At 67.4% G+C, this 13,786-nt stretch carries 16 protein-coding genes and 1 pseudogene; 4 read left to right on the top strand and 13 right to left on the bottom strand.

Translation table 11 applies throughout. The features are described 5' to 3' along the window. Positions 1 to 57 precede the first annotated feature (57 nt). From OZ403_RS08360 to OZ403_RS08345, 4 genes and pseudogenes are all read right to left on the bottom strand, one after another. Entirely contained in the window at positions 58 to 312 is a 255-nt protein-coding gene (locus tag OZ403_RS08360) for a hypothetical protein (RefSeq protein WP_268783866.1), read from the bottom strand. Then, positions 273 to 806, bottom strand: coding sequence for a serine hydrolase (locus OZ403_RS08355; RefSeq protein WP_268783865.1), 534 nt, complete (start codon positions 804 to 806; stop codon positions 273 to 275). Before OZ403_RS08355 ends, OZ403_RS08360 begins: the two co-directional genes overlap by 40 nt. Further along, positions 746 to 1,315, bottom strand: a pseudogene (locus OZ403_RS08350) (serine hydrolase domain-containing protein). The gene OZ403_RS08355 and the pseudogene OZ403_RS08350 overlap by 61 nt, the downstream one beginning before the upstream one ends. Before the next feature lie 174 nt (positions 1,316 to 1,489). Beyond that, entirely contained in the window at positions 1,490 to 2,521 is a 1,032-nt protein-coding gene (locus OZ403_RS08345) for a GlxA family transcriptional regulator (protein WP_268783864.1), read from the bottom strand. A gap of 74 nt (positions 2,522 to 2,595) precedes the next feature. Between OZ403_RS08345 and OZ403_RS08340 the strand changes: the two genes are divergently transcribed. Beyond that, positions 2,596 to 3,441 carry a dienelactone hydrolase family protein gene (locus tag OZ403_RS08340; RefSeq protein ID WP_140853399.1) on the top strand — a complete coding sequence of 282 codons (846 nt, stop codon included), beginning with the start codon at positions 2,596 to 2,598 and terminating at the stop codon, positions 3,439 to 3,441. Between the two features lie 299 nt (positions 3,442 to 3,740). On the opposite strand, the gene OZ403_RS08335 is transcribed toward OZ403_RS08340, so the two are convergent. The 4 genes from OZ403_RS08335 to OZ403_RS08320 all read right to left on the bottom strand — a co-directional run bounded on the left by OZ403_RS08335 (position 3,741) and on the right by OZ403_RS08320 (position 6,720). Continuing rightward, complete coding sequence (locus tag OZ403_RS08335) at positions 3,741 to 3,878, bottom strand: hypothetical protein (RefSeq protein ID WP_161607072.1); 138 nt, start codon at positions 3,876 to 3,878, stop codon at positions 3,741 to 3,743. A gap of 147 nt (positions 3,879 to 4,025) precedes the next feature. Then, the gene (locus OZ403_RS08330) at positions 4,026 to 4,859 is read right to left on the bottom strand and encodes a hypothetical protein (RefSeq protein WP_140873784.1); all 834 of its coding nucleotides are present in this window, start codon (positions 4,857 to 4,859) and stop codon (positions 4,026 to 4,028) included. A 235-nt stretch (positions 4,860 to 5,094) separates the two neighbouring features. Beyond that, positions 5,095 to 5,847 carry an alpha/beta fold hydrolase gene (locus tag OZ403_RS08325; RefSeq protein ID WP_237080233.1) on the bottom strand — a complete coding sequence of 251 codons (753 nt, stop codon included), beginning with the start codon at positions 5,845 to 5,847 and terminating at the stop codon, positions 5,095 to 5,097. Between the two features lie 120 nt (positions 5,848 to 5,967). Continuing rightward, positions 5,968 to 6,720 (bottom strand): GntR family transcriptional regulator, encoded by a 753-nt coding sequence (locus tag OZ403_RS08320; RefSeq protein WP_140853396.1) that lies wholly within the window; start codon positions 6,718 to 6,720, stop codon positions 5,968 to 5,970. Between the two features lie 152 nt (positions 6,721 to 6,872). Between OZ403_RS08320 and OZ403_RS08315 the strand changes: the two genes are divergently transcribed. Genes OZ403_RS08315 through OZ403_RS08305 form a run of 3 tightly spaced genes read left to right on the top strand, consistent with a single transcriptional unit; the run spans position 6,873 to position 9,002 of the window. Continuing rightward, positions 6,873 to 7,778, top strand: a complete 906-nt coding sequence (locus tag OZ403_RS08315) for a fumarylacetoacetate hydrolase family protein (RefSeq protein WP_140797615.1) — start codon at positions 6,873 to 6,875, stop codon at positions 7,776 to 7,778. A 34-nt stretch (positions 7,779 to 7,812) separates the two neighbouring features. Then, positions 7,813 to 8,355 carry a VOC family protein gene (locus OZ403_RS08310; protein ID WP_140788836.1) on the top strand — a complete coding sequence of 181 codons (543 nt, stop codon included), beginning with the start codon at positions 7,813 to 7,815 and terminating at the stop codon, positions 8,353 to 8,355. Next, entirely contained in the window at positions 8,352 to 9,002 is a 651-nt protein-coding gene (locus OZ403_RS08305; protein WP_140873782.1) for a polysaccharide deacetylase family protein, read from the top strand. The genes OZ403_RS08310 and OZ403_RS08305 overlap by 4 nt, the downstream gene beginning before the upstream one ends. Before the next feature lie 15 nt (positions 9,003 to 9,017). On the opposite strand, the gene OZ403_RS08300 is transcribed toward OZ403_RS08305, so the two are convergent. From OZ403_RS08300 to OZ403_RS08280, 5 genes are all read right to left on the bottom strand, one after another. Continuing rightward, a complete protein-coding gene (locus OZ403_RS08300; RefSeq protein WP_268783863.1) occupies positions 9,018 to 10,514 on the bottom strand; it encodes a DHA2 family efflux MFS transporter permease subunit in 1,497 nt (498 codons plus the stop codon). Between the two features lie 42 nt (positions 10,515 to 10,556). Then, positions 10,557 to 11,714, bottom strand: coding sequence for an IS4 family transposase (locus OZ403_RS08295; RefSeq protein WP_268781588.1), 1,158 nt, complete (start codon positions 11,712 to 11,714; stop codon positions 10,557 to 10,559). A gap of 154 nt (positions 11,715 to 11,868) precedes the next feature. After that, positions 11,869 to 12,075 carry a carboxypeptidase regulatory-like domain-containing protein gene (locus OZ403_RS08290; RefSeq protein ID WP_237078131.1) on the bottom strand — a complete coding sequence of 69 codons (207 nt, stop codon included), beginning with the start codon at positions 12,073 to 12,075 and terminating at the stop codon, positions 11,869 to 11,871. A gap of 419 nt (positions 12,076 to 12,494) precedes the next feature. Beyond that, on the bottom strand, positions 12,495 to 13,058 hold the full coding sequence (locus OZ403_RS08285; protein ID WP_140797611.1) for an RNA polymerase sigma factor: 564 nt from the start codon (positions 13,056 to 13,058) through the stop codon (positions 12,495 to 12,497). After that, positions 13,055 to 13,729 (bottom strand): hypothetical protein, encoded by a 675-nt coding sequence (locus OZ403_RS08280; protein WP_268783862.1) that lies wholly within the window; start codon positions 13,727 to 13,729, stop codon positions 13,055 to 13,057. The genes OZ403_RS08285 and OZ403_RS08280 overlap by 4 nt, the downstream gene beginning before the upstream one ends. Positions 13,730 to 13,786 lie beyond the last annotated feature (57 nt).

Here is a 13,786-nt window from a genome sequence, read left to right as displayed (position 1 = left end):
GCGCACCGGTAACGGGAAGTCCAAAGGGGCGTCTGCGTTTGCGCTGCCGGCTCTCTGTCAGGGCCGAACCGGGGCACTCGTGCTGATGGCGGGCGGCTGTCGTGACAGATCCACTCGCTCCGCACGCAGATGGCGCAAACGACGGCTGCTGCCCCTCAGCCCGTCTATCCCACCGGTCGCCGACCGCGTGAAGGTGACCGCGCCGAGCGAGCCGACGAAGCGGTCCCCACCGACGGCATCCAGCACGACCTCATCCCGGCGTGGCCAGCGAATCACCAGCGTGTTGTCCGCGATGCGCACGGTGTACGACATGTCGAGTTCGTCGCTGCGGTAGCGCCCGAGGGCAGGGGCTCCGACCCCCGGATGAAGTCCCGCGTGGCCGGCCAGGTATCCCGGATGCTCAACGCACGCGGGGCACCCTCGGGGGCGGAGAAGCACCACACGTGCATCGACTCGCCCGGGCGGAATGCGCCTTCGCCGATGTGCACGAATGCCGTGGGCATGCCCACCTGACGCTGCGCCCCGCCCGTGACCTCCAGCCGCTGGTCCGGGAAGAGGAGCGCCTCCGTGCGGTAGCCGGCTTCCATCCCGTCGTGGCTCACGGTTCGCAGCCCGCGATACTCCGACAGATGCAGGCCGCTGCCGTAGCCGGTGACGGTGCCGTCGTTCAACCTGCCGGAGGTCCGCATCGCCGCAATCAGCTCCGGCCCGCCGACGCGCGCGTCGAGCAGGTTCTGTTCCCACTTCAGCAAGTCAGTGATTGTGGTGAACAAACTGGTCGAGCCGTAATGGTCGATGTGCGGCATGCTGATTCTCCAGCCACCGCCTTGCCGGGCGCCGTAGCACGCCGGGGCACCACCTCGGCGTGGTCATCGTGGAAATGGGTGTCGGCCATGCCAAGCGGCTTGAAGATGCGCTCATCCGCGAACGCTCGCAGCGGCTTGCCGGACACGCGCCGCACGATGACGCCCAGCAGCGTGTACGCGGCGTTGCCGTACACAATCTCCGAGCCCGGCTCGAAGTTCACTCCGCGCTGCCGGGTCAATGCCTAGAGGATGTCCGCTTCGGTGTACAGGTCGTCGCCACGCCACCCAGCCAGGTTCAACAATGCGCCCTGCTCACGTAGCCCGTTGGTGTGATGGAGCAGGTGCGCGATGGTGATGGTCCATTCATGGACGGGCATCTCCGGCAGGTGTTTTCGGATGTCGTCGTCCAGCGACAGCTTGCCCTCCTGCTCCAGCAGCCGGATTGAGAACGCGGTGAACTGCTTGGAGATGGAGGCGGTGTGGAAGCGAGGCACGAGCCCCCTGGGCATGAGCGCTGGGCCCGTGGAGCCCCCAGGCGAAAGCGAAGGCCACCAGCAGAAGGGAGGGACGAGGAGGTCGCATGCTCGGAAGGCCCCTTGCACGGGTCGCGGAGGGAGGTCGCCCGTATGCGCAGGAGGAGTCCCTACCCGCTGCACTGAGGCAGGACATCTCTGCGAAAGCCCTCATGGTGCCGGTGAGTCGCGCGATTTCAGCGGTGAGCGCCGGGAGCGCGAGCTGCTGCTCCTTCCTCGTGGCGTCTCACCCGCGTACCGTCGGAACACTCGGCGGAACGCTGCGGTGTCCGCATACCCCACCCGGGCAGCGACTTCTTCGACCGACGCCTGGGTCGTCTCGAGAAGGTGGGAGGCGTGAGCGATGCGCACCCGCTGCACGAACTCGAGCGGCGTCATGCCTAGGCCAGCCTGCACCCGCCGCGCGAGCGTACGCGTGGAGGTGGCAGCGGCACGGGCGAGTTCATCGAGCGTCAGTTGCCGGCCCAGGTTCGCGGCGACGAATCGCTCCACGGCACGAAGCGCCGGGTCCGAGACGCGTAGGTGCTCCATCACCATGTACCTGGCCTGTGAGACACGCTCGTCGAGCACGAGGTAGCGGGCCACCAGGTGCGCGAGCGATGGGCTCGCGACCCGCGCGACGATGGCCAGCATCAGGTCCGCGTGTGCGAAGGCCGAGCCCGCCGTGAGGATGCCGTCGCTCTCGACAACCATCCGATCCGGCTGGAGGGCGACCTCGGGGAAGCGACGCACGAACGAGGGGACCAGCCACCAGGTCGTCGTCGCGCTCCGCCCCGCGAGGAGGCCGGACGCCGCGAGAACGAAGGTCGCGGAGCACGAGGCCGCGACCATGGCGCCTTTCGCCGCCGCGCGCGCGAGCAACGTGATGCCACGCGCCGCATTGGTCCGCGAGAGCAGCTGCTCGATGGCGCGCTCGCTCGCCGCGGAGAGTCCAGGCACCAGCAACACGTCTCCCGCCTTCACACCCCGGAGGCTCAGCGCGCCGTCCACGGAGACGGAGCGTCCCGTCCCCGAGCGGACCGGCTGACCGTCGAGCGACACCACCCGCTGACGCAAGACCTGGGCGCCTCGTGGAACCGAGGCGAGCCCTGCCTCGACGAGTCGCGCGGCCGTGTCGACCACGTCGAGCCCCACGCCCAGCGAGCCCTCTGCCACGCCATCAAACACGACATGCGTAATCACGGTGGCAAGATTAGCCCGTTCATTGTCAATCTCGCCACTGGTTGCCGGGGGTGGACATCCCGCATCGTCCAGGTATGCACGCATCCACACCTGACTCCACAGCCGACGACCCGCTGGATGACTTCGCCCGACGACCCGTCACCCTCAACGCCGCCACGCGGACGGTCTACGTCGCCGGCCACGGCCCCGCCGTCATCGTCATGGCCGAGATGCCAGGCATCAGCCCACACGTCGCCCGCTTCGCGCGTTGGGTGCGTGACGCGGGCTTCACTGTCTACATGCCTTCGCTCTTCGGCAGGGACGGTGCCTACCCTCGCGCGGAGGAGGGGCGCGCCATCCTGCAACGCGCCTGCGTGAGCGCGGAGTTCCGAGCGTTCGCGGCGAATGAGTCGAGCCCCGTGACGCAGTGGCTGCGTGCCCTGGCAAGCCTCGCACATGAGGAGTGTGGTGGTCCGGGGGTCGGCGCGATTGGGATGTGCTTCACGGGGAACTTCGCGCTCTCCATGATGCTCGAACGCGCAATGCTCGCTCCCGTCGTGTGTCAGCCGTCGCTGCCCCTGAGCGATACCGGCGGGATTCAGATGGCGCCTGACGAGCTCGCCGCCGTGAAGGAGCGCCTCGAACGTGACGACCTGACGGTGCTCGCCTATCGGTTCGAGGGCGACCGATTCTGCACGGCGCAGCGATTCCAGGCGTATTCGGCCGCGCTCGGAGCTCGCTTCGTTCCCAGGGTGCTGCCTGCGTCCGCCGCGAACCCGACGCCTCCCCCCTTCTTCGCGGAAGTCGTCGGGTGTCCCCACAGCGTCGTGACAGCCCACCTCATCGATGCGGAGGGAGAGCCCACGCGCGCGGCGCGAGACGAAATCCTCGCATTCTTCGCCCAGCGGCTGGGACGCGCGGAAGCACAAAGCACGACGTGATGCGCTCATGCTCCCCTGGCGTCAGCGGGCCACGCGGGCCCGTGGCGCCAGGCGGACCAGCAGGGCCACCAGCGCCGAGACCGTCGCCAGCACCGTCACCGGCACCCAGCCCTACGGGGCCAGCACGAGACTGCCGCTGGCGGCGCCGATGGACATCCCGATGAACAGAACCGCGTTGAGCCGGCTGCGCGCTGCGGGGTCGATGCCGAAGACGATGGTCTGATGCGCCACGAGTGACATCTGAGCGCCGAGGTCGAAACCAATCGCGCTGCCGCCTCGGCAAGGGTCAGATCGAAGTCCTAGTCCCCGTGCGGTCTCTGGAACAGCGTCTTCTCACCGGACGACAAGACCGCATCGGCATCCAGCCGAGGAAAGCGACTCAAGAAGGCCTTCACGTCGAACGCCGGAGCAAAGACCCGCAGCACGACCACATTCATGTTCGATGTCCCTCGGTGCCACCAGCGTATCGCCCCCAGGAGAAACCGAAGAAGTGGGGGCTCCTCGCTGCTCCCCCACCTGGAATGAAGCGCGAGTGCGCCACCGGGCGATTGCCCCGCGCCGCGGTCCGCTCTCGTTACGGCCCCTCAACTGAGGACGGTGCGCAGGTTCATCGGCCCCGCGGGGACACCCACGTCGCGGCCCGCTGGGTCATCGGAGGGCGTCTGCCAGGCATTGGCCTGCGTCACCGTCTTGCCGGTGGCCTCGTTGGAGATGGACATGTTGCCATTGTGGCCCGCGGGGCTGATCTGACTGGTGTTGTAGCCGCTCCACCCCGTGGCGGCGTTTCCGAACGTCGCCTCACCCCACGTCTGCCCGGAGTTCGCGCCTGGCTTCGCCGAGCCGTCCTTCGACACGCACCACGCGACACTGCTGTTGTTGTCGAATGCCACCGTCTGCGACTGTCCGGGCTGGAGCGTGAACGTCTTCGGCGTACTCTTGTCGAAGTTCTGCCCATCGTTCGGGCCGCCCTTCTCTCCCACCTTGTTCCAGAGGGTGATGGTCTGAGGCTGGCCCGTGGTGTTGGTGAAGGTGTTCGTGAACTTGAACTGGCTCTTCTGCTCCGGGGAGATGAGCTGCATGTTGCTGTTGTAGGGTGCACCCACGTTGTTGACGCTCAGCCAGGGCTGACTCGCGTTGTACACAGCGCCGCTGGACGGAGCGCCAAAGCCGGGGCCCGCGTCGCTCACATGGGACGTCGCGGCGGCACGAGGTGCGGAAGACACGCCGCCCAGGTCGATGCCCTGCCCACGCACGGCGGGCTCGAAAGCGTCGGTCATGAGCTTCTGCCAGGCGTCGCTCCGAGGCTGTGACGCCTGCGAGGCCTTCCCGCTCGGCGCCTGCGCTGAGACAGACGGGGCATAGGCGGTGCTCACCTGGGGAAGGGAGAAGCACGAACGGGAGGGGAGCGAGATAGCCATGGCGGACTCCTTGAGACCGGCGAGAGGAAGGCCTGCCCTGGAGGGGCAACCGTGCCGGCTGTGCGCGACGTACCCCGCTGCAAAGCAGGACACATGCCACTGCCCAGGGCGCCATGCGAAGGCGTCCGGGCGCTCCAACCTCAAGAAAATCAGTCACTTGAAATACGCATGGAGCCACGCTCACAGGTGACAGCACGCACCACCTGGTGTCTCTGGTCACCAGGTGGGCGCCGCATCAATCGCGCGTCGCCTTCACGAACGCCGCGAGCGCGGCCTCGAACTCCGCCGTCGCTTCCAGGAACGGCAGGTGCCCCACGCCAGGGAGCCACGTGCCCCGCCCCTCACGTGCGCACGCGAGCACCACCTCCGAACTCATGGCCGGAAGGACCACCTGGTCGAGCTCGCCATGGAGCGTCGCCACCGGCCGGCTGCATCGTGCCAACTCCACCGAGTAGTCCTCCACCCGTGAAAGGAGTGCACGGCGGACATGCGGAGGTACACGCAGCATCGCGCGAAGGGCCTCCTCGGCCCGAGATGCGTCGAGTCGTTGCACCGAGCACGCCTCGATGAACGCCCGCGCCGTAGCCTCATAGATGGCCGGGTCCTCCGATAGGAGCCCTCGCGCGTTGGACATCATCCCCGGCCCGAACAACGCTCGCGCAGGCTTCCCCGTCCTGACGGAGGCGGCCACGAAGAAGAGGCCACCCAGCTCGCTATCGCCTCGGTGCCGGAGATAGTCGCCGGCAACGACGCCGCCATACGACCAGGCCACCACCACGGGCTTCTGCAGACCGAGCTGCCCGATGACCGCCGAGAGGTCGCCCGCGAAGTGAGCGCCGTCCACATACGGAGCGTCGCCCTCGGGCTTGTCCGAGTCACCGTGCCCCCGAAGGTCGAGCGCGACCAGGCGGTGGTCTTGCGCCAACCGCCCGTCGAGCACGCCGTGCCAGCTCTGGCGGCTCTGCGCAATGCCATGCAGAAAGAGCACGGCTGGAGCACCTGACGACGGGCCCGACTCACTCACCGCGAGCCGAACGCCCCCAGAACCCTCGACGAAGCAAGTGCGTACCATGGTGCCCACAGCCAGTACGCGCCCGCGGACGGAGCGTCAATCCTTCGCGCGGGGGCTCCGGTTTTTTGTCGGCAAAGCCGCCTGAGTCGCAGTACCCGCCGCGCGCAATCCCGGATGACCCGCGAGGACAAGCTCGGTCGTCCGCGCGATGTGCTCGGTCAGCAGCGCACAGGCCCGCTCCGCGTTCCGATCCAACGTGGCCTTCACCAGGGAGGAGTGCTCATCCTCCACGCTCCGCCCCGCCTTGCCGTACGCCTGCGCGAGCCGGCGGTAGCGCTCCGTCTGGTCGAACAAGGTCGCATGGAACTTGAGAAGCCACGGCGACCCGCACGCACTCAGCAAAGTCGCATGGAAGCGCGCATGCTCGAGTTCCCAGGTGTCGTCGAGCGTTCCGCTCCCGGACGCAGGCGCCCGCCGCTGAAGGCGATGGAGGGCCGCGGTCACCTCGCCCTCCCAGGCGATGTCGCCGTGAGCGATGGCGGCGCGAAGCGCGAGCGTCTCGATCTGCTGCCGCGTCCGCGTCAGGTCCAGCAAGTCAGCCCGGGAGATGGGCGCCACCCGGAAGCCGCGCTGGTCCACGATGGTGACGAGCCCCTCGGACGCAAGACGACAGCACGCCTCGCGAAGCGGCGTCCGCCCGACACCGTAGCGTGGCGCCAGGTGTTCGAGCCGAAGCTTCTCCCCCGGCTGCAATACCCCATCGAGGATGTCACCACGCAGCCGGTCCACGACCGCCGAGGCGAGCGTGGGTTCGGGCACCGGACCACGAATGCGGGATGGAGCAGCCATCGTTCTCCTCACAAACACACGACCTATACGACACCGCACAGAATTGACACAAGGCGCCACACTGGATGCAAAGGACATTTTGTCGACATTCCATTGAGGTCGAGCACCGCTCCCGCTAGCCTGCGGCGTGTAGCCGAGGGAGATGAGCCACCATGCGGATTGCTTCGATTCTGGTGAGGGATGAGCCTGCGCTGGGTGTGCGCGCGGCCAAGGGGATGGTGAATGTGACGGCGCTCGACCCATCCGTCGGGACTTCACTGCGCGCGCTGCTGGAGCGAGGCCCGGACGCGCTCGCGGCCCTGGCGAAGCGCGTGTCGGAAGCGACGGCCCCCCAGGTACTGTCCGACTCGGAGTTCCGCTACCGGCCGCTCGTTCCCGAGCCGAGCAAGTTCCTCTGCCTTGGCCTGAACTACGTCGCGCATGCGGCGGAGGCCACCTACGAGACGCCTCGGCACCCGGTGGTCTTCACGCGCCTCCCGTCGAGTCTCCTGGCCCATGAGGAGCCCATGGTGGTGCCCACCTGCTCGAACCAGCTCGACTACGAGGCCGAGCTGGCCGTGGTGGTGGGGCGCCCCGGACGCAACATCCCTCGCGAGCGCGCGCTGGAGTGGGTGGCGGGGTACACGCTCTTCAACGACGGCTCGATTCGCGACTACCAGAAGCGCACCCACCAGTGGACCGTCGGGAAGAACTTCGACGGGACGGGCCCCCTGGGCCCGGAGCTCGTCACGCCCGATGAGCTGCCCGAGGGCGCCCGCGGCCTCCGTATCCAGATGCGCGTGGGCGGAGAAATCCTCCAGGACGCGACCACGTCGGACATGATTTTCGACGTCGCCACCGTCATCGCGGACCTCTCCGAGGCCATGACGCTCCAGCCGGGAGACGTCATCGCCATGGGCACGCCCAGCGGCGTGGGCGCCGCCCGCAAGCCGCCGCGGTTCCTCCGCGCCGGTGAGGTGTGCGAGGTCTCCGTCGAGCGGATTGGCGTCCTGCGCAACCCCATCGCCGACGCAGCCCCCGTGCATACAGGTACGCCGCCCGCGCAGGCGGCGAAGTAATCCCTCGTCGTTGAGCACACCCCAGGGAGGACGAATGTCCACGCAAGCGAAACTGCCCGGCCGACTTCACCACACGGCGTATGTGACTCGGGACTTGGAGGCGACGCGGAAGTTCTACGAGGAGCTGGTTGGCCTGCCCCTCGTCGCGACCTGGTGCGAATCGGACGAGCTGTTCGGCGCCGTCCGCACCTACTGTCACACCTTCTTCGAGCTCGCGGACGGCAGCGCGCTCGCGTTCTTCCAGTTCGAGAAGCAGGAGGACCAGGAGCTGTTCGGACCGCAAATGCCGGACTCGCCCTTCCACCACATCGCCCTGGACGTCACGCTCGAAACCCAGCGCGGCATCGAGGAGCGGCTGCGGGCCGCGGGCTACACGGAGCCTGGCATGTACGTGCTCGAGCACGGATACTGCCGCTCGCTCTACGTGAAGGACCCCAACGGGATGATTGTCGAGTTCACCTACGACAGCCCGGACGCCGTGAAGCCCGAGCTCGTACAGGCCCGCCGCGCCAGGGCCCACCAGGAGTTGGCGCGCTGGCTCGCCGGGGACCGCGCTTCCAACAACGTGTTCCGGTGAGCCTCCTCACGCTCTCGTTCGACAACGGGCCCGACCCCGAGGTGACGCCTCGGGTGCTCGATGTCCTGGCGTCGCACGACATCACCGCGCAGTTCTTCGTGCTGGGAAAGCAGCTCGTCACGGAGGAAGGGCGGTGCCTTGTCGCGCGTGCTCGGGACGCGGGGCACCTCATCGGCAATCACTCCTTCACCCACGCCATCCCGCTGGGAGAGGACCCGCGCCCGGACGCGGTGGAGGCGGAAATCGCGGCCACCGACGCGCTGCTCGCGCCGCTCGTCCCCGCCCCCAAGTGGTTCCGGCCTTTCGGGGGTGGCGGCAAGCTGGGCCCACACCTCCTGAGCCAGCGCGCCGTCGACCATCTGGTCCGCCACCGCTATTCGTGCGTCCTCTGGAACAGCGTCCCCGGCGACTGGCTCGACCCCACGGGATGGCCGGAGCGGGCGCTGGCGGACTGCGCGGCACAGCCCCACACGCTGATGGTCCTGCATGACATCCCCAACGCGTCCCTTCATGCGCTCGACGGCTTCATCCGCCGGGCGAAGGACCAGGGCCTGCGCTTCACGCCGGAGTGCCCGAGCGACTGCGTGCCCATCCTGGAGGGGCGAATCACGCGCGACATCACAGGACTGGTGGCGCCTGGCGCGTGAGCGCCGCCACGCCCGCTAGCGAGTTTCCTGGGAGGCCTCCAGCCCGCGCACGTGCTTGCGGACCATCAGGCTCAGGGGCACGGCCACCAGGGCAATGGCCGTGGCCACCAGGTACACGTGGTTGATGCCCGTCACAAACGAGAGCACCTCGATGTGACGGCGCTCCGTCATCCCCTTCCGCGCGAGCACCTGTGCCTCCCGGGCCGCGAAGGTGGAGAGGAGCGACGTGAAGATGGCAATCGAGAAGGCCCCGAACACGTTTCGCAGCCAGTTGCTGATGGCCGAGGCGTGGCCACTCAGCTCGCGGGAAAGCTGCTCCATGCCCGCGTTGCTGGCCGGCATGATGGAGAGCGAGATGCCGACGTTCCGGACCAGCATCCACATCAGCACATAGGTGTGGGAGACGTCCGGCGTCAGGCGGCTCAAGGCATACGTGCCGCCCGCAATCAGCAATACGCCCGCCGTCATGAGCGTGCTCGGCCCGAGCTTGCCGTACATGCGTCCGACCAGGGGCATCAGGAGCGCCATAGCCAGGGAGGCCGGAAGGAGAATCAACCCCGTCTTCAGCGGCGTCACGCCCTGGATTTCCTGGAGGAACAACGGGATGAGGAACGCGCCTGAATACAGGCTGATGGTGATGATGCTCGAGATGAGCAACGTCACCACGTAGCGGCCGTTGGCCAACACCCGCAGGTCGAGCAGCGGCGCATGCGTCCTCAGCTGGCGGACGACGAAGTAGACGACTGACACCGTCCCCAGCACGGCCAGCGACACCGTCTTCGCATCCGTCCACCCCCAGGCCCGTCCCTGACTCAAGGCGATCAGCAGCGCCAGCGTTCCGGTGATGACGGTGAGCAGCCCGGGGAAGTCGAACGCCTTCGGGACCTCCAGGCGGTAGTAGGGAACGGTCCGCACCGCCATCGCCACGGCGGCGAGGCCCAGCGGCACGTTCATGAAGAACAACCACCGCCAGTTGCCCAGCGTCATCAGCCAGCCCGCCAGCGTGGGGCCGAAGGCAGGAGCGAGCATGGAGGACAGGGCCCAGAGGCTCGAGGCCAGCGCCTGCCGTTCACGCGGCAGCAGCTGGTAGATGAGCGTCATCGTCACCGGCATGATGGCGCCACAGAACGAGCCCTGAATGAACCGGAAGGCCACCAACGAGCGCGTGTCCCAGGCCACCCCACACAGCACGGAGGCCACGAGGAAGCCCACCAGGCTGGCCACGTAAACCCACTTGAAGCTGAAGCGTCCGCCCAGATAGCCGGTGAGCGGTGCGCTCGTTCCCATGGCGAGCATGAAGCCCGTCAGGGTCCACTGCACCGAGGACAGCTCCGACCCGAAGTGCCGCTGGAGCTCGGGAATGGCGATGGTGATCGTGCTGGAGCTCAGCACCGACATGAACGACCCGACAAACAGGGTGAACATGAACGGCCAGAAGCGGGGAACTGTCGGCTCGTCGGCGGAGTGCATGGGCGGCGGCAGGCGCTGGAGCGCGAGACGGAAGCCACTCATGAATCACGGCTGACGCTGAGGGTCCAGCCCTGAGCCATCCCCTCATATGAAGCCGAGAGTTTCCTGGAAGACGGGGTGGCGGTGAAGGAGTTCGGCGAAGCGCTCGACGAGCGGAAGCAGTCGCTCCTCCCTCATCATGGGGATGGCCTGGTAATACATGCAGCCCTGACGGAAGAGTGAGTAGGTGCGCGTCTTGGCCGTGTTGGCCTTCAATCCCTTCTCCATGCCAAGGCTCTCTCCGGCGGCGCCCAGCAGTGTCAGCAGGACCTGAGCCAGTGCGCTCACCAGCAGCAGCCTGTCGCGCCGCTCGGGACTCTTCACGCGCACCGCGGACAGCCCCATGCCGAATCTCAAATCCTTGACGTCCCGGAACGTCTCCTCACACGAGAAGCGTCGGGAGTAGAGGTCCACCACCTGGCGCGCGCTGGCACTGCCCAGGCTGGTGGCCAGACACCACGGCTCCTTCATGCCCTTCTGGTGCACCAGCACCACCGCCGGCACCGGCATTCGGTCCGCCGTGACGTGCACATTCGTCAGCTTCTTCGCGTGCCCGCTGGTGGGCATCCACTCGACCGCCGGACACCGCGAGCCGCCGGCTACCTCCACCTGCACGTTCTTGCGAAAACGCACCACGTACTCGAAGCCCGCTTGCGCCAAGAAGGCGTACAGCCGCTGGTCCGCGAAGCCCCGGTCCGCCAGCACCGTCACCTTCACCCCGTCGGGCACGCACTCCTTGAGCCGCAGCAGCAACTCATCCTCCGCCTGGGCCCGGTTGCCCGCCAGGGCGCTCTTCTGAAGCGTCAGCCACAACAAGGGCGTGGCGCGCCCATGCGAGGTGACGAGGCTGGCCACCAGGCTGGTGTGGTCATCGGCGTCGAAGTCCGTCCAGTCCAGCGCCACCAGCGCCTCGTCGCGCTCGGCCAGCACGTACGGCACCCATGCGGCCGCCAACTTCCACACGTCCACGGCTTCGTTGGACAGCAGCCGGTCCACCTGCTTGATGCCGTGCTTCTGCACGCCGCCCCGTGCCCATGCCAGCGCTTGGCCAATGGCGTGCACCGACAAGGAGGCCGCGTGCACCACGCCCAACGTCGCGTGCGACAGCGACAACACCCGCTTGGCGTGCAGGTCCTCCTCGAACAAGTTCGACAGGAACGTCCGCACCTGCTCTTCGTTGATGGCCACCTTGCGTACCAGCATGGCCTCTCCTTCTGCCTCCCACCACCCCCACCTCGCACGGAGCCGGCTGGCAGGCGGCTGGTGAGCAGCTCGCTGAAATGAGGGGATCGCTCAGGGTCCAGCCGGAAGGGACCCGCCGCAGCCGCCGGCCCTCGGCTGCGCTCTGCTCAGACTCCTACCTGGACCACCCCGGCCCCACCGACATCTCGTAGTCGAGGCGAACCACTTCATTGACACCAACCGAGAAGTCCGTGCAACGCCCGAACGTCGTGCAGATTCGATAGTCACCCAAGGCCAGGGCGACTTCGTAGAAGCCGTCCTCGTTCGACGTCACGGAAGCCACGTCCGTGTCCTGGGGCAGGGACTTGACCAGCAAGGTCATCGACCGCGGATCGCGCTCACATCCAGAGGAACACACGTCATTGACATAGGAGGTCATCCCATAGACCCCCTGCGATATCGTCACGGCCTCTTCGGGGTCGCCATCACCACATGCCAGGCTGCTCAAGGACATGACTGCGAGCAACGCCAGGTATCCTCGGGGGTTCATTTTCATCAGGACAGCCTACGCCACAGCCCCCTTTCAAAACACGACGCAGACACCTGCTCCGGGAGTGGCCTGACATCGCTACGACGAAGTGTCAGGACTGTACCCACCGCCAGCAAGGCAATGAAAGCAACGTCACGCATGGAGTTCGGCTGGACGTCGATGAAGCGGCTTGCGGGCCGGAACATGACCGTCTCCTCTCCGCGGTCATGAGACCGCGGGATGGAACAACAACGTGGATGGAGCGCCCCAGGCTACGGGGCGGTGGATTCGAGCGCCGCCGCCAGCCGCTTGCGCGCCAGGTGCAAGCGCGACCACGCGGTGCCCTCGGGAATCCCGAGGACGCTGGCAATCTGGGCGTGTGACAGGCCTTCCACGGCGAAGAGCGACAGCACCGTGCGGTGCTCCAGCGAGAGTGTCCTCATCGCCACCTCGAGTCTGCGCTTCCGCTCCCGCGTCTCGAAGGTCTCCTCGATTCTCGCCCGAGGGTCTGCCATCTCGATGTCGACCGCGTCGCCCCGGTGACGCTCGCGCCGCGCCTTCGCGGCCACGGCTGCCCGCACCGCGATGCGATAGGCCCACGTCGACAGCTGCGCATCCCCCCGGAACTGCGGCAGGGCCCGTTGAATCGAGAGGAACGTCTCCTGAACGGCATCCTGGGCATCACTCGGGTCCCGGGTGATCCCATGGCAGAGCACGTACAGCTTCCCGCTGAGCGCCTCGTACAGATGGCGCATGACATTCTCTCGCGCGGCGGCGTCGCCCGACACCGCGGCGGCCCGCAGGGCCTCTTCATCGAAAGGCACGCGCGGCGTCACGGCGCGACCTCGAGTTCGGCGCGCTCGCGCAGTAGCCTCGGCCTGCGCGTCCGAGCGAGGTAGACCGCCATGCCCAGGTTCACTGCCGCGGCAAACAGCAGGGTGACGACTCCCAGGAGCCCCTTGTCGCGCATCAGAAAAGCCGTCCCCACCATCACGGCCGACATCGCCGGGAAGAGCCACAGGAGGGTGGCCAGGTCCTTGAGCTCCGTGCCGATGCGCGCCCGCCGCTGCGCCATCCACGCGTCCACACCGACACTGGCCGCTTCGACGGCACGCCGTTGAAGGCCGCGCAGCGTCAAGGCGAGCCCACCCGCGAAGAGCACTCCGACCGCCGAGACAATGGCCCACAACCGCAGGGGCGCCTCCGGTGCGAACAGCGGGCCCAGGAACACGCCCTGCCCCACGAACGACCCGAGCGCGACCCACGGGCCGTACTTCAGCCAGAAGCGGTCCTTGGCGAGCGCCCGCGAGACTTCCGCGTGGCGCGGCGCCGGAATGCTCACGCAGCCAAGCGCATGGTCCAGTTCCGCCGAAAGCGCCAAGGCCCGCTGGCACTCCGCACACGTCGCGGAATGCTGCTCCGCTTCCTCTTTCTCCCGCACGTCGAGAGCACCGTGGCGGCTCATCTCAAGCGCGAGCTGATACACATCGCAACTCTTCGAGGTCATCCCTCCTCCTTCCGCCAGCTCAGAGGCGCGAGGAAGAAATCCCTTCACGGCAGGCGC

The sequence above is a fragment of the Myxococcus sp. NMCA1 genome, from assembly GCF_026810205.1.
In the GTDB taxonomy this organism is placed as follows: Bacteria; Myxococcota; Myxococcia; order Myxococcales; family Myxococcaceae; genus Myxococcus; species Myxococcus xanthus_A.
This window is presented reverse-complemented; position numbering and strand designations above follow the sequence as displayed.